The following is a 19,888-nucleotide window of genomic DNA, read 5'->3' on the forward strand; positions in this document are numbered from 1 at the left end:
TGCGAAACGTAAAACAACAGTAGCTTACTTCAGCGCTACAGATGCGCCCGCTTCTTCCAGTTTTGCTTTCAGCTCTTCAGCTTCGTCTTTTGAAACGCCTTCTTTGATGTTGCCAGGTGCGCCGTCAACCAGTGCCTTGGCTTCTTTCAGGCCCAGACCGGTTGCTTCACGTACTGCCTTGATGACCTGGATCTTCTTGTCGCCTGCGGACTCGAGAACAACATTGAACTCGGTCTGCTCTTCAGCAGCAGCTTCGCCAGCAGCAGCTGGACCAGCAGCTACAGCTACAGGTGCAGCTGCAGATACGCCGAATTTGTCTTCCAGAGCAGTTACCAGCTCAGAGAGTTCCAGAACGGTCATAGTTTCAATTGCTGAGATTAGTTCGTCTTTAGTGATTGCCATTTTGTTTAGCTCCTTGTGCTATAAGTTAAAAAGTTATGATATCAGTGATAAATGTTATGCAGCTTCTTTCTGGTCGCGAATGGCTGCCAGTGTGCGCACGAACGATGCAGGAACTTCCGCCAGTGTACGGACGAATCCGCTGATTGGCGCCTGCATGCTGCCGAGCATCTTGGCGAGCAGAACTTCGCGTGATGGTAGATTGGCCAGTACGCTAATACCTGCAACATCCACCAGCTTGCCGTCGAGTACTCCACCTTGGACCTTGAGCGCGTCGTTCTTTTTGGCGAACTCGGAGATGGCTTTTGCCATTGCTACCGGATCCTTACCATAAGCGATCGCGACCGGGCCGGTGAAGAGTTGTTCAGCTGCTTTAAAGTCCGTACCTTCTGCCGCACGACGCGCCAGAGTGTTTTTTACAACCTGAAGTGACACATCTGCTTCATGCAGAGTACGACGGAGCTCTCCCAATTTGGAAACACTCAGACCGCTGTAGTGTGTAACTACGCCAGCTGTAGATTCGGACCAGGCAGCGTGAAGTTCTTCGACAATGCGTTGTTTGTCATTTTTATTCACATTTACCCCCTTGCTTTTCGACCCGCGCAAGTGGCTTGCACCCCATCTATGCAGGAAGGGTCACCCCAATTAAGCCTCGCTCTTTGTGAGTCTGGCTCCAGCAGTCTAGGACGGATCGTTATTTTCGACGTTACCTCCGCAAGCTTCTGCATCGGTTCAGTCGATTTTTTTGCCTTTCGGCACGCCAACCTAAGTCGGCAAACTTAATGCGCCGGCACTCCATGTGCCGGCGCGCTTATCTCTTAGAGTGTGGTTTCATCCACGCGTACAGCTGCACCCATGGTGGAAGAGATGCTCATCTTCTGCATGTAGCGGCCTTTTGAGGATGATGGACGCATGCGGTTGAGCTCACCAAGCAGCGCTTGAATGTTTTCATTCAGCTTGTCTGCATCGAATGAACGGCGTCCAACAGGTGCGTGAATCACGCCGCCTTTATCAACACGCACTTCAATCTGCCCTGATTTGATCGCACCAACAGCCTTGGTGACATCCATGGTGACGGTACCCAGCTTAGGGTTAGGCATAAGGCCACGAGGACCCAGTACACGTCCCAGCTTACCAACCTGCGCCATCATGTCCGGTGTTGCTACTACGCGGTCAAAGTCCATGAAACCTTCGAGAACTTTTTCAACCAGATCGTCAGCACCGACAATATCGGCACCGGCTGCAGTCGCTTCATCAGCCTTAGGACCTTTAGCAAACACTGCAACACGAACGGTTTTACCTGTGCCGTTTGGCAGTGCGATTGAACCACGAACCATCTGATCTGCATGACGCGGGTCAACACCCAGCTTGATTGCAACGTCAACAGACTCGTCAAATTTTGTGGCTGGCTGCGCTTTAATTGCCTCAACTGCTTCTTTAACTGTAACAGCCTGTGCCGGAACGGCTGCCAGACTGGCTTTCATACGTTTGGTTACTTTTGCCATCTTAACGCCCCTTAGCCCTTAACTTCCAGACCCATAGAGACAGCAGTGCCTTCTATGATCTTCATTCCAGCTTCAACATCATAACAGTTCAGGTCAGGCATCTTGATTTCAGCGATCTCACGAAGCTGAGCGCTGCTTACTGTGCCAACCTTTTTCTTGTTAGGTTCACCACTGCCTTTCTGAAGCTTTGCAGCCTTCAGCAGCAATACGGATGCAGGTGGGGTTTTGATAACGAAATCGAACGAGCGGTCTGCATAAACACTGATTACAACCGGCAGTGTCAGCCCCTTCTCCATCTCCTGAGTTCTGGCGTTAAATGCTTTACAGAACTCCATGATGTTCACACCAGCCTGACCGAGAGCCGGGCCAACTGGCGGGGATGGATTTGCGGAACCTGCAGGAACCTGCAGTTTCACAATTTTATCAAGTTTCTTAGCCATTTATATCTCCAACCGGTTTCAGGCCTCTTGCCTTCCGCCTTTATTCGCATGCCGGTATCCCCGGACTCTGCTCCCGCATCTTTGCGGTAATCCTCTCACATCCTGTGAAAGTGTTTGCTCAAAGGCTAAAGGCTCTACCTTTAGCCTTTTTCAACCTGAATGTACTCAAGCTCAACCGGTGTAGGACGACCAAAGATAGAAACACTTACCTTCAGCTTAGCCTTATCTTCCATCACCTCTTCAACAACTCCGTTGAAGGAAGAGAATGGGCCGTCAATCACGCGAACTGCATCACCGATATCGAACATCACCTTAGGCTTCGGACGCTCAATTCCCTCTTCAATCTGCTGAATCAGGGCATCCACTTCACGCTGCGGCATTGGCATTGGCTTGTTAGCTGAGCCAAGGAAGCCACTAACCTGGCGGGTGTCTTTAACCACATGCCAGGTGTCGTCGTTCATTTCCATCTCTACGAGAATATAACCAGGGAAGAACTTGCGCTGAGAAGTCACTTTCTGACCCTCTTTCAGCTCAACCACTTCCTCACGGGGAACAAGAATTTTACCGAACTTATCGGAAAGACCTGCCCGTTCTGCATTTTCTCTCAGCATCTGCTCCACTTTATCTTCATAATTGGAGTAGACCTGAACCACATACCAACGCATCGCCATCAGATCACCTGCTTAACAAGTGAGCTCAAGCCCCAGTCGACCAGCCACAGAAACAGAGCAATAAAGATCACCATGACGAACACCATAAGTGTTGACTGCACCGTCTCTTTACGATCAGGCCAGGTCACCTTCTTGGCTTCGACCTTCACTTCATTCATGAATTTCTGCATCTCAGCAACGCGACTCATACTTAAGCTCCTATTCTACTATCCACACAAAATACACTGGCAGGCGAGGAGGGACTCGAACCCACAGCACCCGGTTTTGGAGACCGGTACTCTACCAATTGAGCTACTCGCCTAGGTGTTGTTACTTAATCTTTGTTTCCTTGTGTGGCGTATGCTTTTTGCAAGAGTTGCAGTACTTACTCAGCACCAGCTTATCTGTCATGGTACGCTTGTTCTTATCAGTAGTGTAATTCTTGCGTTTACACTCTTCGCACGCCAAAGCCAATAAATCACGCATTTCCTACTCTCCAGTGACGGCAAAGCGGCGGTAGCACGAGTCTACCGCCGCTGCACATCTTTTCGGTTTTACTTAGTAATTTCAGTTACGACGCCAGCGCCGACCGTACGACCGCCTTCGCGAATTGCGAAGCGGAGTTCTTTATCCATTGCGATTGGTGTGATCAGCTCAACATCCATAGAGATGTTATCGCCAGGCATTACCATCTCAGTTCCTTCAGGCAAGGTAACAGAACCAGTCACGTCAGTTGTACGGAAGTAGAACTGTGGACGGTAGCCGTTGAAGAATGGCGTGTGACGACCACCCTCTTCCTTGTTCAGGATATAAGCTTCAGCCTTGAATGTGGTGTGTGGAGTGATTGAACCTGGCTTGGCCAGAACCTGACCACGCTCGATATCTTCACGCTTAACGCCACGAAGAAGAAGACCTACGTTGTCGCCAGCTTCGCCGGAATCCAGAAGCTTGCGGAACATTTCAACACCAGTACAAGTAGTCTTAACGGTGTCTTTAATACCAACGATCTCGATCTCTTCGCCAACCTTAATGATACCAGCCTCAATACGACCAGTAGCAACAGTACCGCGACCTGAGATTGAGAATACATCCTCAACAGGCATCAGGAATGGCTTGTCTACATCACGTGCAGGTGTAGGAATGTACTCATCCACTGCAGCCATCAGACGCAGGATAGATGGAGCACCGATCTCAGAGGTGTCACCTTCAAGTGCTTTCAGCGCAGAACCGATGATGATTGGAGTGTCGTCACCCGGGAAGTCGTAAGAGTCCAGAAGCTCGCGAACTTCCATCTCTACCAGCTCAAGCAGCTCTTCGTCATCAACCATGTCTGCCTTGTTCAGGTAGACTACCAGGTGAGGTACGTTTACCTGACGGGCAAGCAGCACGTGCTCACGAGTCTGTGGCATTGGGCCGTCTGCAGCTGATACAACCAGAATACCGCCGTCCATCTGTGCAGCACCAGTGATCATGTTTTTAACGTAGTCGGCATGGCCTGGGCAATCAACGTGAGCGTAGTGACGAGCTTCTGTCTCATACTCAACGTGAGCTGTCGCAATAGTAATACCGCGCTCGCGCTCTTCAGGTGCACCATCAATATCGCCGTAGTCTTTAAAGACTGCGCCGCCTGTCAGGGACAGAACCTTAGTGATCGCAGCGGTCAACGTGGTCTTGCCATGGTCGACGTGACCAATGGTACCAATGTTTACATGCGGCTTGTTACGTTCAAACTTTTCCTTTGCCATTTTTATTCTCCATGCACGTTATTAAACTACGACAGGAATCTGCAAGCAGTACCCATCAAATCTGGAGCCCAGAGCGAGAATTGAACTCGCGACCTCATCCTTACCAAGGATGTGCTCTACCCCTGAGCTACCTGGGCCAATCCCAATTGCCTGACTAAAGACAAATGGAGCGGGCGGCGGGAATCGAACCCGCGTCATCAGCTTGGAAGGCTGAGGTGCTACCATTGTACCACGCCCGCGTACCCGAAGAAGCTCAGGGGCAACTTCTTCAGAAACTGGTGGAGAGAGCTGGATTCGAACCAACGTAGGCTGAGCCAGCAGATTTACAGTCTGCCCCCTTTAGCCACTCGGGAATCTCTCCATCTCGCACCCCATCAAGCTACTGGCCCGCAAGCGAGTCAGCCCAAAAGGGCGCGCGATTCTGCACTTCTGCTGCGCACTGTCAATCAGCACATCAAAAATGCGGTTAAACTGGAGCCGGCAACAGGAGTCGAACCCGTGACCTGCTGATTACAAATCAGCTGCTCTACCAACTGAGCTATGCCGGCAAGGGTGGCGCATCATAGCGATCACACAAACGAACTCAAGCACTATTTAAAAATGGCCGCTCCTCCTGCCAGTTGGGTTCGCTTTATACAGCATAATAAGAAGCAAACACCCTCTCTCATCGGCCGGCGACCCTTAATCGCTTCCGCTCTGATTTTCCGGTTTACTTATTTTTAGTTCGTTGGTTTATCCGCCACCATTGAGACAAAACAGGCTGTGTTATAATAGCTCTCTTGCTTCCGGCCATCTCGTTGCAGGCTTTAATTCTGCTATACTAGAATCAGGTGCAATATAATCAGACGCGACTCACATATGATGAGTGCATCACTTAAGAGGTGATATGGTAAAGCGTCAGGAATTGAAAAGAGGCCCTCGTGAGATGAGCGCATATGAGGATTGGTCAGAAAATAGCCCTTGGCTTCCTTCCTGTAGGCATACTGTTTGCGCTGGCTGGTGCCATGCACATTGCTCACCTCAACCAGACGAGAGAACAAATTGACCAGGTCATTTCCATCAATTTAGCTGAACTGGAATGGGCAGAAGAGGTGTTCAACGCCACTCAAGTCACCCACTCCACCATCATGCGCGTTCTGCTGGATTCGCAGTACAAGGAACACAAAGGCCATACTGACCACATCAGTCAAGCATTCGACTCAATAAATGATAGCCTAGATGAAGCCAATACCGCCATATCCTCCCTGGAGAAAGCGACTCTACATCAGATTTCGCATGGTGATCCGGAAGGTGAAAATGATGAGCTTCGTGAAATCCAGCAGTTAAAGATCCATGTGAATGACCTCTCCAACCTAGCGGGACAGCTTGAGGCGCATCTAGATGCGGGTAACTATAATGCAGCCCGCACTATCGCGAATGAGCAGGTTCTACCGATTTCGCTTGCAATTCAGGCTCTCGTTAGTGATCTGGAAGTTGATGCCAGAGAAGAGGTCGATACTGCTCTGGATGAAGCCCGATCTGACACCGAGACCAGCATCCTAGCCAGCATTATCGTCTCCATGGCAGCTGCTCTAACTGCCATTGGGCTTGGGCTGTATCTATCGAGAAGCATATCATCCAATGTCTCTCAAATGCATGAAGCCACCACGCGACTGGAAAGAGGCGAACTGGATACCAGAATCGAGATAGACTCAAGTGATGAACTTGGTCAGATCGCAGCTGATATCAACCGTATGGCCATCGGCCTCAGAGAGACCATTGTCTCAAGAGATGATCTGGCCAAAGAGATTGAAAAACGAATATCAGTTCAAAAAGAGCTGCAGAAAAACGAGAGTAAATTCCGCGCAATTTTCGAATCCTCAAAAGACTCATTTTCGCTACTTGATAATAACGGGTTTCTCGACTGCAATGACGCCACCCTGAAGATGTTCAAGATCTCAAGCAGGAAAGAGTTTCTCGGCCACCATCCCAGCGAACTCTCCCCCGCAACGCAAAGTGATGGTACGCCATCTATAGAGGCTGCAGGCAGGCACATTGAAACGGCTCTTAATGTTGGATATGACCAGTTCGAGTGGATTCATATGCGCAAGTCAGGGGAGGAGTTCCCCGCAGAAGTTCTCCTTACAAGGCTAGTCATTGATGGCGAGAATCTTCTCATGGCTTCAGTTCGTGATATCACTGAGCGCAAACTTAGAGATATACATATAAGAGAGAGCGAAGTGTCACTACGAGCACATCAAGAGGAGATCCGCCTTCTGCTGAATTCTACGGCTGAAGCTATTTATGGTGTAGACACCGGTGGCAACTGCACGATGGTCAACAAATCCTGCATCGACATGCTTGGCTATAGCAGTGAATCAGAACTGATCGGAAAAAACATGCATGAGCTCATTCACCATAGCCATAAAGATGGCTCCCCCCTCGCTGCTATCAACTGCAGGATCTTTCAGGCATTTAATAATGCTAAAGCTACACATGTGGATGATGAGGTGTTCTGGCGCAAGGATGGCAGCAACTTCCCCGTCTCCTATTGGTCCCACCCGATTTATAAAAAGGAGTCGGTGATCGGTGCCGTGGTTACCTTTCTCGACATTTCTGAACAGGTTAGCTCCAGAAGTGCCCTGAAACAGAGTCGCGAACTGTTGCAGACAGCTCTAGAAGGCACCATTGCTGCCGTAGCTAAGTCAGTTGAGGCCAGAGACCCCTATACCGCTGGCCACCAGCGCCGTGTGGCTGACCTTGCCTCAGCCATTGCCGGGGAGATGGGACTGGATGCAAATCAGGTAAAAGGTGTCTTCCTGTCCGCGACCATTCACGATATTGGCAAGATACAGATGCCAGCAGATATATTGAGTAAACCGGGAAAGTTATCATATCCCGAATTCGAGCTTATTAAGGCTCATTCAGAGGCCGGCTACAATATCCTCAAGGATGTGAAGTTTCCATGGCCTGTCGCGGATGTGGCTCATCAGCACCACGAACGGATTGATGGCTCCGGTTATCCTCAGGGTTTAAAAGGCGATGAGATATGCCTTGAAGCCCGGATTGTTGCCGTTGCCGATGTTGTAGAGGCAATGAGCAGTCACCGGCCATACCGTGCAGGACTGGGTATAGATATTGCACTGGAAGAGATTCGAATACATCGGGGCAGCTCTTTTGATCCGGTGGTGGTTGATGCCTGCCTTAAACTTTTCGAAGAGAAAGGTTATACTCTTCAAGCATAAATGAGGCTATTCACTGGCTGAAATATTCATGCCAGACCTTCCGAGCAAACAGTCGGCTTATTTTTTAGCCAGATATGGAATCACAGCAGCAGGAACAAGCTCGGAGACATCGCCACCCATGCTGGAGATTTCCCGAATAAAGCGAGATGAGACAAAGGTGTAATCCTCTCGTGCCATAACAAAGACCGTTTCGATACGTTCATCCAGTCTTCGGTTCATGGTCGCCATCTGAAATTCATATTCGAAATCGGAGGCCGCACGCAGGCCGCGCAGAATGGCCTTGGCCTGATGCTCGTGAGCCAGATCTACCAGTAGCCCTGAGAATCTGACGGCCTCTATATTTTTCTCTTCACTAAAGGTTTCGCGAACCAACGCCAGCCGTGTCTCCACATCGAACATTGGTGCCTTATTCGGATTGTCTGCTACGCCAATAATAACGCGATCGAACATCTTCAGCCCGCGCCGTACCACATCAACATGGCCTAACGTAATGGGATCAAATGTTCCTGGATAAATGGCTGTTTGCTTCACGATTCCCCCATGCAAAAAAGCGGATCGTAATAGATTTGTGCAATCTTGTATGCTTTCAGGATCAGAACGACTGACCGGTTCCCAGATAGAAGCGCCAGCGCTTAGTAGCAAAGCCGTAGGCCACATCACCCCGAATCGTGCCTCTTGCCAGCCAGCGTAGCGTCCAGCGGAAGCCTCCGCCGGCACCGACAGCCACGCCACGGGTAACCGAGCTCCCCACCCTGCCACCGATCTTGCCGATATCGGTAAAGGTGACCAGCTGGAGGTTGGAGTCCTGTTTGATCGGAAAACGCCCTTCAAGGCTTCCATAGATGTAATGAGTTCCCTGCAGTTCTCCCGGGTAGTAGCCGCGAAGCCCGTTCCTGTTTCCGATATCGAAAAGGCCACTGCGCAGCACATCGCCAGTCATCAGGCCACCGTCCAGGCGCACATTAAAGGTGTGCTGCCCTGAAAAGGCATAGTAATCGCGCCATGAGGCCGTGTGGCTATAACTGTTCACGGTTGAACCAAAGGCCTTGTGCGCAGCTGACAATGAATAATCAAACGCACTGCCCGACAGCCAGGTGATGTGGTCATCGATTTTACTATAACTCACCCCGGCAAGCAGTGCCCGGATATGGTTGCCTATCACATCCGCCTGTGGGGCACCTGAAATAAAACGGTAGCCCGCATTGGAGCCCGTAAACCCTGCCGACGCACTCCACCCCTCATTCGGCACATCTGCAAATGCATAACTAAACAGCAGAGTGGCACTTTTACCTGTCTGCATATATTGGGCTGCTTGAACACCCTGACTATATGCATCAAACAGGGAGCGTCCCCAGCTTCCACTAACAGACATACTCAGCTTTGAATCGGCAATCCTGCGCCAGTCATAAGCACCACTGTAAGATGAGCCGTTCAGGCCGGAGAAGTTCGTACCGGTCTCACGTTTGTACCCCAGGCGGGCATGGTGATTCAAGCCCCAGAGGTTATATTCGTCCACTACAACAGAGACAGAGGATGCGCCGTTATCCTTACGCGCAGCCTGGGGCAGAAGCCATAGCGTCCAGCGCTCTTTAAGGTGAACGATCACCTTGCCGGTTTCATCAGGAGCAGACACAACGGCTTCGCTGAATATTCCGAGGTTTCGAAGTCGTCGTTCAGCACTATAGGTAAAATCATGCTGCCATGTGGAACCCACACTGAAAGGCAGTTCACGCAGCACGGTTATCTCTTCAGTCCGCTCCAGACCTTCGACCTGAATACTATCAACTATCGCTACAGGCTCGGCAGTTGCACTCCAGGTGAACAGGAGTACGGAAAGCAACAGAAGGTGGATTCGGAATAAGCGTTTCACAACATCCTTATTTAAGCCATTACTGGCTCAAAACACAAGGCTATGGCTGCCAGACACCCAGCTCGCTGACTACCGCTGTAATATTGCCAAAAGGTGTAACATCAAAAGCGGGGTTGTTGGCCACAACACCTGTTGCCGCAATGCGAATCTGCTGAATAGAGCCTGCCCGGTCCATGCCATCCATTTCAAGGAGTTCAGAACCCTCCCGCTCTTCAATGGGAATATTAGAACCCTTGAGACACGCGGGATCAAATGTTGATGAGGGCGCAGCCACATACATCGGGACACCGTGTTCTTTCGCAGCCAGCGACAAGGCGTAGGTGCCAATTTTATTGGCCACATCACCATTGGCAGCAATACGATCGGCTCCGACAACTATCGCATCCACCCTGCCCTGAGCCATCATCCAGGCGGCCGCTCCATCAGCCTGGATTCGACAGTCGATACCTTCCTGATTGAGCTCCCAGGCAGTTAATCGCGCCCCTTGAAGGCGAGGCCTTGTTTCATCAACCCAGACAAACGGGTTTTCGCCTGCATGTGCCAAATGATAGATGCCCGAGGTTGCCGTTCCCCAGTCAACCGCAGCCAGCCAGCCGGCATTGCAATGGGTCAGAATACGGCGCTCACCAACAGCCAGAAACTCAGCAAGGCACGCTCCAATCTTCCGGTTGGCCATCACCTCAGCATCCGCATAGGCACCGGCACGCTCAATCATCTGGGTTATGGTTGGATTCTGCTCTGAGTACAGCTGCATTACATCGCAAGCATGAAACAGGTTGACTGCCGTCGGTCGCGTAGCCCGAAAGCGAGGAAGCCAGAATTCATTGAACCGCTCCTTCCCCTCCTTCCATGCAAGTGCCAGCCCGTAAGCTGCCGTAGCACCTATTGTCGGTGCTCCACGCACCTGCATTGATTCTATGGCTACAGCCACATCCTCAGGATTTCGGCTGACAACTTGTTCAAATCGGTGCGGCAGCAGGCGCTGTTCAACCCACTGTACGCCTCCTGATTCCAGGTGCCAGCTAACAGCACGATATGATGATCTCCCTACTCGCATAGCAGCACAAGAATCACTTAACTAATTGTTCTATAAGGACTTTCATTGAGACCTTAGCTTTCTTAATACACCATCGAGCTCAACGGGTCTGGTGTAGGCTATCTTTAGTTCACCTGAACCATTTTTCCGGCAGCTTATTTCAACAGGTAGGCCTAGCTTACGGGTCAGCTCATCCTGCAAGGCAAGGACGTCAGCATCCGGCTCCTGTTTCGGCTTATTGACCGTCTCCTTTGCCGCCCTCTTGGCTTCATGCTCCATTTGCCTTGCGCTCCACCCCTTACTGATACAGAGGCGTGCAAGGGACTCCGCCACATGTGCAGGAAGACCGACAAGCGGACGTGCCTGACCCATGCTAAGCTCCCGATTTTCAAGCATTTCTTTGATCACAGGCGAAAGCTGGAGCAGACGTATCAGGTTGCTCACCTGAACGCGGGAAATTCCGATCTTCTCTGCTACCTGCTGCTGTGTGCAGCCAAACTCATCTATCATACGGCGATACGCTCTAGCCGACTCGATCGCCGTAAGGTCATCACGCTGCTCATTCTCGATTATCGCCAACTCAAGGGCTTGAAGGTCATCAACGTCCCTGATAACGGCTGGAATCTCCTTTAAACCTGCAGCCTGAGAAGCTCTCCAGCGACGTTCGCCAGCTATCAGCTCATATCCACCCCCTTTCGGACGAAGAAGAATCGGCATCAGAACCCCTTCATTACGGATCGATTCCGTCAAGGAACCCAACTCATCATGAGAAAAGTGTGTTCTGGGCTGGTAGGAGTTTGGTTGGATTTTTGAAATCGGGATTTGGGCTGCCTGTCGCATGACCTCTGGTGTTGGCTCATCTGCCAAAAGGGCACTCAAACCACGCCCCAGACCTCTATTTTTTACAGCTGCCATCAACTCCTCCCTAAGAACCAACTACCCTTTAATTCCTGTTAAATTGCTCTGCGATGCATCAACTCTTGAGCCACTTCGAGATAAGCTTGCGCACCCTTGGATTTTAGATCGTGATACATTACCGGAACTCCGAAACTGGGAGCCTCCGAAAGTCTTACATTTCGGGGAATTACGCTTTCGTAGACCTGTGAACCAAAATAAGCCCGCACATCCTGCTCGACCTGGGTAGAGAGGTTGTTTCGACGATCTACCATAGTCAAAAGTATCCCTTCCATATTCAACTCAGGGTTCAGGCCTCGACGGATACGCCTGATTGTATCCATAAGCTGAGTCAGGCCCTCCATGGCATAAAATTCGGTCTGCAAGGTAACCATAATATAGTCTGAGGCGGTAAGCGCATTGACTGTAAGCAGGCTCAAGGCGGGTGGACAGTCGATAAATACATGATCAAAGGCGTCGCCCTGGTAGGCAGTAAAGGCATCTTTCATTCGCTGTTCACGCCCAGATGCATTGACCAGTTCAACCTCTGCACCGGAAAGGTCTCTGGTGGCAGGAAGTAAGAATAGATTTTCATATTCTGTTTTTACAATCGAACTGGCAATCGAACTCTCACCCATCAATATATCATAGGTTCCTGATTCCACTTCCTGCTGATCCACCCCAAGACCTGAGGTTGAGTTCCCCTGCGGATCGAGATCAATAAGCAGCACCTTCTGGTCAAGCGCAGCCAGTGAAGCGGCAAGGTTAATGCTTGTAGTCGTTTTACCTACGCCACCCTTTTGATTCGCTACTGCGGTAACCGGGCCAAACCCCTGATGTTTCACGTGAAACCTCCCTGCAACTCGTCGCAATAACGATAACACCTGATTCGCTGGATGCCATCCCCTTCACTCGTAATTTTCAGGTCTTGTTCACTGCTGAGGGCCCAGCCCTTTATCTTGCCAGGACTATGTGAAAGAGGCACCGGCAATACAGCAAGTGCATTGGCATTAGCATGAGGCGAACACATTTGTAGAAGCATCTCTTCATCTGTCACAGCCCTGGCCACACAGATGTCTACATGCAGGGATGGAAGATCATTAATATCAGCGTCATATACCTCTGCATTCAACTTCAACTTTCGAACCACATGCCGAAGAAACTCAGCCCGCTTCTTCCGCCGCTCCACTAGCACACCAACAATACCCGGCCTTGCGATTAACAGTGGAATGCCTGGGACTCCCATGCCACTCCCTACATCCAGCATCCGCCCCTCTTCAGGAACCCACTCTGCCAGTGCAAGTGAGGGCTTAATAAATCGCGCATGAAAAAGTTCCGGGTTCGATATAGAGGTAAGATTAAGTGCCCTGCGGAACTTCATTACCTCTTCAACATAAGCATCACAAATCATCACTTTTCCTCAAATATAACATTAAGGATGTAATTGCCGCTGGAGTAATGCCCGTCATTCTAGATGCATGGCCCAGTGTTGCTGGCTGGCCAGCAATAAGCCTCTGACAACACTCAATGCTCAACCCTTTTACGGCACTATAATCAAGATCATCTGGTATTTTAGTGGCCTCCATTTGCTTGAAGCGAGCCACCTCCAGGTACTGTTTATCCAAATAACCCTCATAGTGAACCAGTGCGCTCAGACTATTCAAATCTTTCACATCCAGCTCAGGATAGATATCGAGTAGCTTTAGCGCCTCAATAGTCGGCACATCGTCCCTGTGGCTGTAAGCCGCTAGAGTCATCGACTGCCCAGGAATTGGCAACCCCAATGAAGAGAGACGACCGCGCCATGCTGCGCCGGTTCCAACCACAGTTTCACGGGCAAACGCCATACCACGCTCCACCCTCTCCCTTCTGGACTCAAACACTTTCCTGCGCTGGTCATCATAAAGACCAAGACGGATTGCTGCATCACCCAATCTCAAGTCAGCATTATCTTCGCGCAACTGGAGACGGAACTCAGCGCGCGAGGTAAACATACGGTAGGGCTCTGTTACACCCTTAATCACCAAATCATCCGCCATTACACCCAGATAGGCCTCGGAGCGGTCTGGCACCCAGGATTCAACACCAATGGCTCTTGCTGCAGCATTAATGCCGGCTAGAAGGCCCTGTGCAGCGGCCTCCTCATAACCTGTCGTTCCATTAATCTGACCGGCATGGAAAAGACCCATCACCTTCTTGCTCTCTAAAGAAGGCTTCAGCTCTGTTGGGTCAACATAATCATACTCTATGGCATACCCCGGACGAATAATAATTGCCTTCTCCAACCCTGGAATGGATCGAATAAATGCCCACTGAACATCAATAGGAAGGGAGGTAGAGATACCGTTTGGATAGACCTCGTTGTGATCTACACCTTCTGGCTCGAGAAATATTTGATGGCTGGTTTTATCTGCAAAGCGAACGACTTTATCTTCGATACTTGGGCAATAGCGCGGCCCAGTTCCTTCGATTTTACCAGAGTACATAGGGGATCGGCCAATATTCTCCCGTATAATCTCATGTGACCTTTCTGTCGTCCTAGTTATCGCACATGGAATCTGATGCTCTTTAACGCGCTTATGCAGCAATGAAAATGGCATAACATCGGTCTCACCCGGTTGTGATTCCAATGAGGCCCAGTTAATAGTTGCCTTATCAAGACGTGGTGGCGTTCCTGTTTTTAGTCGCCCCAGATTAAAATCCCTGCGATACAACTCATCGGTCAGGCCTTGAATGGCGGCATCCCCTGCTCTTCCAGCAGGCATGGTCTTATCCCCTACGTGAATCAAACCGCCAAGAAATGTTCCCGTCGTCAACACCACAGCACTGGCCATGTGCTCGACACCCAGCTCATCAACAGCGCCACACACCTGATCACCGGAAAAAAGAAGTTCGGATACTGACCCTTGGTGAAGGTGAATACGGGGGTGCGAATCCAGCATCTCTCTTACTACCATATGGTAAATACGGCGATCGCACTGGGCACGTGTAGCCTGAACCGCAGGACCTTTGCGACGATTGAGCACTCGGTATTGCAGTGCCGAGCGATCTGCGGCCAAACCCATTAATCCACCTAGCGCATCCACCTCATGTACCAAATGCCCCTTGCCAATGCCCCCGATGGCGGGATTGCATGACATTTTAGCGATCGTGTCGAGGTTCTGCGTAAGCAGGCGAACCCGGGCGCCACGATTCGCAGCTGCCCATGCAGCCTCGCAACCGGCATGACCGGCACCAATAACAAGCACATCAATTTTTTGCGGATGTTTCACGTGAAACTATTCTCCATGCCTTAAAATCAGAAGGATCGAGAAGCGTAGGGTTATCTCTGTTCAAAGCAATAAAAAAGGGGGCCATAAGGCCCCCTTTTTTATAAAACAGTGTTCATTAACCCTTACGCTTCTTCTCCATCATCTCATGGATGATTGGTGACAGAATAAGCTCCATGGCAAACATCATCTTACCAGCAGGAACTACAATCGTGTTGCGGCGGGACATGTGCGAACCGTCCAGCATGGCCGACAGTGCTGGGAAATCGATTCCCCACTGTTCTGGCTTGCGGATGCGGATCACGACGACACTCTCGTCTGGCGTTGGAACATCGCGTGCGATGAATGGATTAGAGGTATCAACCAGAGGTACACGCTGGAAGTTGATATCGGTATTGCTGAACTGCGGTGTAATGAAGTGAACGTAGTCGTGCATACGGCTAAGAATATTCTCGACCACAGCCTCCGGAGAGTAGCCGCGCATTGCAGTGTCCCGGTGGATTTTCTGAATCCACTCTAGGTTTACAACAGGTACAATACCCAGCAGGAGGTCGGTATAAGGAAGAACCTCTTCTACGCCACCGTGAAGGCCCTCATAAAACAGAAGATCTGATCCTTCGCCAACGTCGCGCCAGTCGGTAAACTTACCTGGCTCAACACCATAAATCTTAGCCTCTTCATCATCATGAATATAGGTGCGCGCAAGACCCTTGCCAGTCTCACCGTAGGATTTAAAAAGATCGGCAATATTATCAAACAGGTTAGCTTCGTCAGAGAAGTGGCTCAGGCGCTTACCTTTAGCTTCAAATTCTTTTGATTTCTCACGGAAGGTGAGACGATCAAAGCGGTGGAAGCAATCGCCCTCTACAACTGCAGGCGTTACTTTCTCACGCCTGAAAATGTGCTCGAGTGCAACCTTGGCTGTACTGGTACCTGCTCCTGATGAACCCGTTACGGAAATCACTGGATGTTTTACTGACATGACATCTCCCAAATAAACTCTTTAAAATCAAGGGCTTACAGAGTCCCTCCCCTGATTCAACCCCTGTCTTTCTGCGCTACTACCCTCAAAAAGGATGGCCATTATGCCGCAAAGCCCCCCTAACATTCAAGGAAAAGCCTCCAACCATCAAAAAATCTCGCTGTAAAAGGCTATTTCTTCTACTTTCCTATACAGAACTCTGAAAAAATCCGGTCAAGGATGTACTCGACATCGCCAATGCCCAAAATCCCACCCAATGCAGACCACGCGTGCCGCCACTGCATAGCTGTAATCTCCAACTGCTCTTCCACATGCAGCGTACTCATGCCGGTTTCAATACACAGGAGCGCATCGGCAAGGCTCTGGCGGTGGCGCTCACGGGTCACAATCATAGACTCATCAGCCATCTCAATATCCCCAAGGCAAGATGCCAGGCAATCCTTTAAATCCTGCAGCCCTTCACCGCTGGCTGCACTGACTGTGATAAAATGACCGGGAAAGCCATCATGTTGAAGATCAACCTTATTCATTAGGTATATATCTGCATCAAACCGGCAGATCCATGTGTCGGGGTTGGTGGCATCGGCGACAAAAATCGTGGCATCAGCCTGAGCAGCAGTCTGCTCGGCACGCCGGACCCCCTCCTGCTCAATCACATCCTCACTGACCCTTAAACCTGCCGTGTCAGCCAACCGAACAGGGATTCCATGCACTTCGAAATCAACTTCGAGAACATCACGCGTGGTTCCGGGAATATTGCTGACGATAGCCCGATCACGGCCTGAAAGTGCATTTAGAAGGCTGGATTTTCCTACATTCGGTGCACCGATAATGGCAACCGTAGCCCCATCAAAGAGACGCTCACCAAGCGGGGCTGAATCAAGCATTGCCTGAATCGGCAATATCAACTGTTGCTGCATCTCTTCAGCAAGGTGCTCAAAAAATAGAGCAGGGATCTCCTCCTCAGGAAAATCGAGGCTTGCTTCGACGTGTGCCACCAGTGATGTCAGTCGCTGCATTAACTGCTCAATATGTTCTCCGAAAGCACCCTGTAGCTGACGCTGTGCCTGTTTTCCGGCACGAACCGTAGCAGCGTCTATACAGGCAGCAACGGCCTCAGCCTGGGCCAGATCCATCTTACCGTTCTCAACCGCTCTGCGGGTGAACTCACCCGGCTCAGCAGGCCTGCATCCCAACGCAAAGAGCCGCTCAAGGAGGGCACGCAGAAGAACTGGGCCACCATGGCCTTGAAGTTCAACCGTGTGTTCGCCGGTATAGGAGTGAGGGGCAGGAAAATAGAGTGATAGCCCCTGATCAAGGGTATCCCCCTCACTATCAAACCATGAACTCAAGGTTGCCATTCTAGGTGAGTAGGTTTTGTCAGACCGGGAAAGCTGCTGAAGTATATTCAGGGCATTCTCACCTGAAATCCGTATCACCCCTACGCCACCCCGACCAGGCGGGGTGGCTATAGCGGCTATAGTTGGCTTGTTAATCGACGTTCATCCTCTTCATAACCCATCGCTGCTGAACAATAGAAAGTATGTTATTCACCACCCAGTAGAGCACTAGGCCTGCTGGGAAGAAGAGGAACATCGCTGTGAAAAGGAATGGCAGAAACTGCATGACCTTAGCCTGAACAGGATCAGGCGGCTGTGGGTTGAGTCGCTGCTGAATAAACATCGATATACCCATCACAACTGGCAGAACAAAGAACGGATCCTGAACCGACATATCCTCAATCCAACCGATAAATGGCGCCTGCCGCATCTCGATTGACATCAGAAGCACCTTATAAAGAGCAAAGAAAACAGGGATCTGGATAATGATCGGCAGGCATCCACCCAGTGGATTTACCTTATGTTTCTTATAGAGCTGCATGACCTCCTGCCCCATACGCTGCCTGTCATCACCATACTGCTCTTTCATACGGGTCATTTCAGGCTGCAGCTTGCGCATAGCTGCCATCGACTCATACGACTTCTGAGTAGGGTAGAAGAATATGATCTTAATACAGATCACAAGTACAATTATACACCAACCAAAGTTTCCTAGGTAAACGTACAACCATTCAAGGAAGCTGTGCATCGGCTTGGAGATAGGGGAGAACCAGCCAAAATCAACTGACCGCTCCAGTTCGGCATTTACGCTTTCCAGTATCGGCAGTGACTTGGGGCCAACATACAGACGGGATTTAAATACAGCATCCCGACCCTCAAGCAAACCGTCATCAATAAGGCCAGCCTGATAAGAGCGCCCGTCGCCCTTGTAATAAAAAGGGTAGTCCTGTTCTGGGTTAGCGATAAGGGCAGCAATAAAATAGCGATTCATGATCGCGGTCCAGCCACCCACGGATGCCATGCGAACTGCGCCACTATCATCAAGGTCTTCGTAATCAGGTTCCTGCAATTTGCCATTGAGCAAGCCTGTTGGGCCCATATGCTCATAAAAAGTATTCGCTTCCTTGTCTGGATGACTCTCGACAACCTGCCGATAGAGCTTCAGTCCGCCACCATCGATAATTCTGTCATTCACACTGATGACGTACGAACCCTGGTTCAGGGTTACCTGGCGCTCCCAGATGCGCCCGTCATCAAGTACACCGCGCAACAGAACAGAGTCAGCCTCCTGTTTGACTGCTGCAAATTGTTGCACCAGACGCCTGCCCATCACGCCGGCATTCACGTAAACAGAATTACCATCATCCTTGTGCAACACTGCAACAGGTGCTGAATCGGCCTCAAGTGACTCTTTATAGTTGGTCAATACGGCACGTGTGAACCACCCCTTTTCATTAACCGAAAGCTTCAGCAGATCATTGCTGATCTCAAAAGCTGCAGGCGTGATAGCTGTAACAGGTGCCGGCGTAGCAATGGGTTCAGAAACAGTTGGGGCTATTTCACTTGTCAGGAGAGGGGTCTCTGCCTCGGGAATTGCAGCGGGTATAATTGCTGAATCTTCAGCAGGAGGGGTCAATGTGCCAACAGCCTCTGTCTGAACCTGCTGTGTGCTGGCTGACTCCTGTTCCGGGAACAGTACGCCCCAGCCAAGTAAAACCGCCATCGACAGCGCAAACGCCAGAATCATATTCCGTTGTTCCATGATTACTTCTCCCTCAAACCTTTAAAACCACTGATCGCCTCTACTTCAGGCACCGGGTCAAACCCACCTTTTGAAAACGGGTGGCAACGTAACAGACGTTTCGTGCCAAGCCAAATGCCGCGCAAAACACCATGGTGCTGCACTGCCTCTATCATGTAATGTGAACAGGTGGGGTAATGCCTGCAATGCGATGGCATGACTGGCGAAATACAGAGCTGATAAAAACGGATAGGAAGCAGAATAAGCTTACGCATCAGGAGATATTCTCCTGGTGTTGCTGACGAATCTTGGCCAATGCTTCAGAAAATGCATGTGCAGCGCCTACCATTCTACCTACATTCACAACCGGTATCACCAGCACATCAATACCCAGTGAATCACAATCGCTGCGACGAAACTTCTCGCGCAACTGGCGTTTCAAACGGTTTCTCTCAACAGCGTTGCCATACTTTCTGGAAACGGCAAGGCCTAAACGGGAGTACCCGGAGCCGTTGAAACGATAAACCAGCCGTATTCCCCCAACACTGATTCGCCTGCCTTTTCGCATGGAGGCGAAATCAGCTTTTGAGCGTAAACGCTCTGTTTTGGGGAAACGCTGGTTCAGACCGAATTAAACTGTTAGTTCTTTGCGGCCTTTAGCGCGGCGACGGTTGATAATCGCGCGTCCCGCTTTGGTTGCCATGCGTGCACGAAAACCATGACGGCGTGCGCGGCGGATTCGGCTTGGCTTATAAGTAAAGCTCATGGTTAAATCTCCTGATACCTTATCACT

Annotated in this window: 22 protein-coding genes and 5 tRNA genes; 1 reads left to right on the top strand and 26 read right to left on the bottom strand. The window is 50.4% G+C overall.

Annotated elements, in window-relative coordinates; genetic code table 11:
- Positions 1-24: 24 nt before the first annotated feature.
- The 13 genes from rplL to Ga0123461_RS12190 form a co-directional block, all read right to left on the bottom strand.
- Complete coding sequence (gene rplL, locus Ga0123461_RS12130; protein WP_100278830.1) at positions 25-396, bottom strand: 50S ribosomal protein L7/L12; 372 nt, start codon at positions 394-396, stop codon at positions 25-27.
- A gap of 60 nt (positions 397-456) precedes the next feature.
- Entirely contained in the window at positions 457-975 is a 519-nt protein-coding gene (gene rplJ / locus Ga0123461_RS12135; RefSeq protein WP_100278574.1) for a 50S ribosomal protein L10, read from the bottom strand.
- 242 nt (positions 976-1,217) lie between these two features.
- Positions 1,218-1,904 (bottom strand): 50S ribosomal protein L1, encoded by a 687-nt coding sequence (gene rplA / locus Ga0123461_RS12140; RefSeq protein WP_100278575.1) that lies wholly within the window; start codon positions 1,902-1,904, stop codon positions 1,218-1,220.
- An 11-nt stretch (positions 1,905-1,915) separates the two neighbouring features.
- Positions 1,916-2,344, bottom strand: coding sequence for a 50S ribosomal protein L11 (gene rplK / locus Ga0123461_RS12145; protein ID WP_100278576.1), 429 nt, complete (start codon positions 2,342-2,344; stop codon positions 1,916-1,918).
- A gap of 140 nt (positions 2,345-2,484) precedes the next feature.
- Complete coding sequence (nusG, locus tag Ga0123461_RS12150; RefSeq protein ID WP_100278577.1) at positions 2,485-3,015, bottom strand: transcription termination/antitermination protein NusG; 531 nt, start codon at positions 3,013-3,015, stop codon at positions 2,485-2,487.
- Positions 3,015-3,203: a preprotein translocase subunit SecE gene (gene secE, locus Ga0123461_RS12155; RefSeq protein WP_100278578.1), complete on the bottom strand. Its 189-nt coding sequence runs from the start codon at positions 3,201-3,203 to the stop codon at positions 3,015-3,017. The genes nusG and secE overlap by 1 nt, the downstream gene beginning before the upstream one ends.
- A gap of 37 nt (positions 3,204-3,240) precedes the next feature.
- Positions 3,241-3,316: transfer RNA gene (locus tag Ga0123461_RS12160), tRNA-Trp, on the bottom strand.
- 8 nt (positions 3,317-3,324) lie between these two features.
- Complete coding sequence (gene rpmG, locus Ga0123461_RS12165) at positions 3,325-3,480, bottom strand: 50S ribosomal protein L33 (RefSeq protein ID WP_100278579.1); 156 nt, start codon at positions 3,478-3,480, stop codon at positions 3,325-3,327.
- A gap of 68 nt (positions 3,481-3,548) precedes the next feature.
- Positions 3,549-4,739, bottom strand: a complete 1,191-nt coding sequence (tuf, locus tag Ga0123461_RS12170) for an elongation factor Tu (RefSeq protein ID WP_100278580.1) — start codon at positions 4,737-4,739, stop codon at positions 3,549-3,551.
- A 62-nt stretch (positions 4,740-4,801) separates the two neighbouring features.
- Positions 4,802-4,876, bottom strand: a tRNA-Thr gene (locus tag Ga0123461_RS12175).
- A gap of 28 nt (positions 4,877-4,904) precedes the next feature.
- Positions 4,905-4,978 (bottom strand) — tRNA-Gly (locus Ga0123461_RS12180).
- A gap of 37 nt (positions 4,979-5,015) precedes the next feature.
- A tRNA-Tyr gene (locus tag Ga0123461_RS12185) sits at positions 5,016-5,100 on the bottom strand.
- A gap of 111 nt (positions 5,101-5,211) precedes the next feature.
- Positions 5,212-5,287, bottom strand: a tRNA-Thr gene (locus Ga0123461_RS12190).
- A 387-nt stretch (positions 5,288-5,674) separates the two neighbouring features.
- On the opposite strand from Ga0123461_RS12190, the gene Ga0123461_RS12195 reads away from it, so the two are divergent.
- A complete protein-coding gene (locus Ga0123461_RS12195) occupies positions 5,675-7,963 on the top strand; it encodes an HD domain-containing phosphohydrolase (RefSeq protein ID WP_100278581.1) in 2,289 nt (762 codons plus the stop codon).
- Between the two features lie 57 nt (positions 7,964-8,020).
- On the opposite strand, the gene coaD is transcribed toward Ga0123461_RS12195, so the two are convergent.
- The 13 genes from coaD to rpmH form a co-directional block, all read right to left on the bottom strand.
- Positions 8,021-8,494 (bottom strand): pantetheine-phosphate adenylyltransferase, encoded by a 474-nt coding sequence (gene coaD, locus Ga0123461_RS12200; RefSeq protein ID WP_100278582.1) that lies wholly within the window; start codon positions 8,492-8,494, stop codon positions 8,021-8,023.
- A 61-nt stretch (positions 8,495-8,555) separates the two neighbouring features.
- Positions 8,556-9,833 (bottom strand): BamA/TamA family outer membrane protein, encoded by a 1,278-nt coding sequence (locus Ga0123461_RS12205; protein WP_100278583.1) that lies wholly within the window; start codon positions 9,831-9,833, stop codon positions 8,556-8,558.
- Between the two features lie 40 nt (positions 9,834-9,873).
- Positions 9,874-10,890: an S-methyl-5-thioribose-1-phosphate isomerase gene (gene mtnA / locus Ga0123461_RS12210; protein ID WP_100278584.1), complete on the bottom strand. Its 1,017-nt coding sequence runs from the start codon at positions 10,888-10,890 to the stop codon at positions 9,874-9,876.
- A 42-nt stretch (positions 10,891-10,932) separates the two neighbouring features.
- Positions 10,933-11,784 (bottom strand): ParB/RepB/Spo0J family partition protein, encoded by an 852-nt coding sequence (locus tag Ga0123461_RS12215; protein WP_100278585.1) that lies wholly within the window; start codon positions 11,782-11,784, stop codon positions 10,933-10,935.
- 38 nt (positions 11,785-11,822) lie between these two features.
- Positions 11,823-12,608 carry a ParA family protein gene (locus Ga0123461_RS12220; RefSeq protein WP_100278586.1) on the bottom strand — a complete coding sequence of 262 codons (786 nt, stop codon included), beginning with the start codon at positions 12,606-12,608 and terminating at the stop codon, positions 11,823-11,825.
- Complete coding sequence (locus Ga0123461_RS12225) at positions 12,605-13,174, bottom strand: 16S rRNA (guanine(527)-N(7))-methyltransferase RsmG (protein ID WP_100278587.1); 570 nt, start codon at positions 13,172-13,174, stop codon at positions 12,605-12,607. Before Ga0123461_RS12225 ends, Ga0123461_RS12220 begins: the two co-directional genes overlap by 4 nt.
- A complete protein-coding gene (gene mnmG, locus Ga0123461_RS12230; RefSeq protein WP_100278588.1) occupies positions 13,164-15,035 on the bottom strand; it encodes a tRNA uridine-5-carboxymethylaminomethyl(34) synthesis enzyme MnmG in 1,872 nt (623 codons plus the stop codon). Before mnmG ends, Ga0123461_RS12225 begins: the two co-directional genes overlap by 11 nt.
- Before the next feature lie 115 nt (positions 15,036-15,150).
- Positions 15,151-16,014, bottom strand: a complete 864-nt coding sequence (locus Ga0123461_RS12235; protein ID WP_100278589.1) for a phosphoribulokinase — start codon at positions 16,012-16,014, stop codon at positions 15,151-15,153.
- Between the two features lie 179 nt (positions 16,015-16,193).
- Positions 16,194-17,510, bottom strand: coding sequence for a tRNA uridine-5-carboxymethylaminomethyl(34) synthesis GTPase MnmE (gene mnmE / locus Ga0123461_RS12240; protein ID WP_100278590.1), 1,317 nt, complete (start codon positions 17,508-17,510; stop codon positions 16,194-16,196).
- On the bottom strand, positions 17,506-19,116 hold the full coding sequence (gene yidC / locus Ga0123461_RS12245) for a membrane protein insertase YidC (RefSeq protein WP_100278591.1): 1,611 nt from the start codon (positions 19,114-19,116) through the stop codon (positions 17,506-17,508). Before yidC ends, mnmE begins: the two co-directional genes overlap by 5 nt.
- 2 nt (positions 19,117-19,118) lie before the next feature.
- Entirely contained in the window at positions 19,119-19,370 is a 252-nt protein-coding gene (gene yidD / locus Ga0123461_RS12250; RefSeq protein ID WP_100278592.1) for a membrane protein insertion efficiency factor YidD, read from the bottom strand.
- The gene (gene rnpA, locus Ga0123461_RS12255; protein WP_257790608.1) at positions 19,370-19,720 is read right to left on the bottom strand and encodes a ribonuclease P protein component; all 351 of its coding nucleotides are present in this window, start codon (positions 19,718-19,720) and stop codon (positions 19,370-19,372) included. Before rnpA ends, yidD begins: the two co-directional genes overlap by 1 nt.
- Positions 19,721-19,726: 6 nt before the next feature.
- Positions 19,727-19,861 carry a 50S ribosomal protein L34 gene (gene rpmH / locus Ga0123461_RS12260; RefSeq protein ID WP_100278594.1) on the bottom strand — a complete coding sequence of 45 codons (135 nt, stop codon included), beginning with the start codon at positions 19,859-19,861 and terminating at the stop codon, positions 19,727-19,729.
- Positions 19,862-19,888 lie beyond the last annotated feature (27 nt).

Origin of the sequence: Mariprofundus aestuarium (assembly GCF_002795805.1) — a bacterium.
Classification (GTDB): Bacteria; Pseudomonadota; Zetaproteobacteria; order Mariprofundales; family Mariprofundaceae; genus Mariprofundus; species Mariprofundus aestuarium.

Bases quoted from the DNA above. Each gene is read 5' to 3' on its own strand.
- rplA (WP_100278575.1), bottom strand. From the start codon at position 1,904: ATGGCAAAAGTAACCAAACGTATGAAAGCCAGTCTGGCAGCCGTTCCG.
- rplK (WP_100278576.1), bottom strand. From the start codon at position 2,344: ATGGCTAAGAAACTTGATAAAATTGTGAAACTGCAGGTTCCTGCAGGT.
- nusG (WP_100278577.1), bottom strand. From the start codon at position 3,015: ATGGCGATGCGTTGGTATGTGGTTCAGGTCTACTCCAATTATGAAGAT.
- secE (WP_100278578.1), bottom strand. From the start codon at position 3,203: ATGAGTCGCGTTGCTGAGATGCAGAAATTCATGAATGAAGTGAAGGTC.
- rpmG (WP_100278579.1), bottom strand. From the start codon at position 3,480: ATGCGTGATTTATTGGCTTTGGCGTGCGAAGAGTGTAAACGCAAGAAT.
- tuf (WP_100278580.1), bottom strand. From the start codon at position 4,739: ATGGCAAAGGAAAAGTTTGAACGTAACAAGCCGCATGTAAACATTGGT.
- Ga0123461_RS12195 (WP_100278581.1), top strand. From the start codon at position 5,675: ATGAGGATTGGTCAGAAAATAGCCCTTGGCTTCCTTCCTGTAGGCATA.
- mtnA (WP_100278584.1), bottom strand. From the start codon at position 10,890: ATGCGAGTAGGGAGATCATCATATCGTGCTGTTAGCTGGCACCTGGAA.
- Ga0123461_RS12215 (WP_100278585.1), bottom strand. From the start codon at position 11,784: ATGGCAGCTGTAAAAAATAGAGGTCTGGGGCGTGGTTTGAGTGCCCTT.
- Ga0123461_RS12225 (WP_100278587.1), bottom strand. From the start codon at position 13,174: ATGATTTGTGATGCTTATGTTGAAGAGGTAATGAAGTTCCGCAGGGCA.
- Ga0123461_RS12235 (WP_100278589.1), bottom strand. From the start codon at position 16,014: ATGTCAGTAAAACATCCAGTGATTTCCGTAACGGGTTCATCAGGAGCA.
- yidC (WP_100278591.1), bottom strand. From the start codon at position 19,116: ATGGAACAACGGAATATGATTCTGGCGTTTGCGCTGTCGATGGCGGTT.
- yidD (WP_100278592.1), bottom strand. From the start codon at position 19,370: ATGCGTAAGCTTATTCTGCTTCCTATCCGTTTTTATCAGCTCTGTATT.
- rpmH (WP_100278594.1), bottom strand. From the start codon at position 19,861: ATGAGCTTTACTTATAAGCCAAGCCGAATCCGCCGCGCACGCCGTCAT.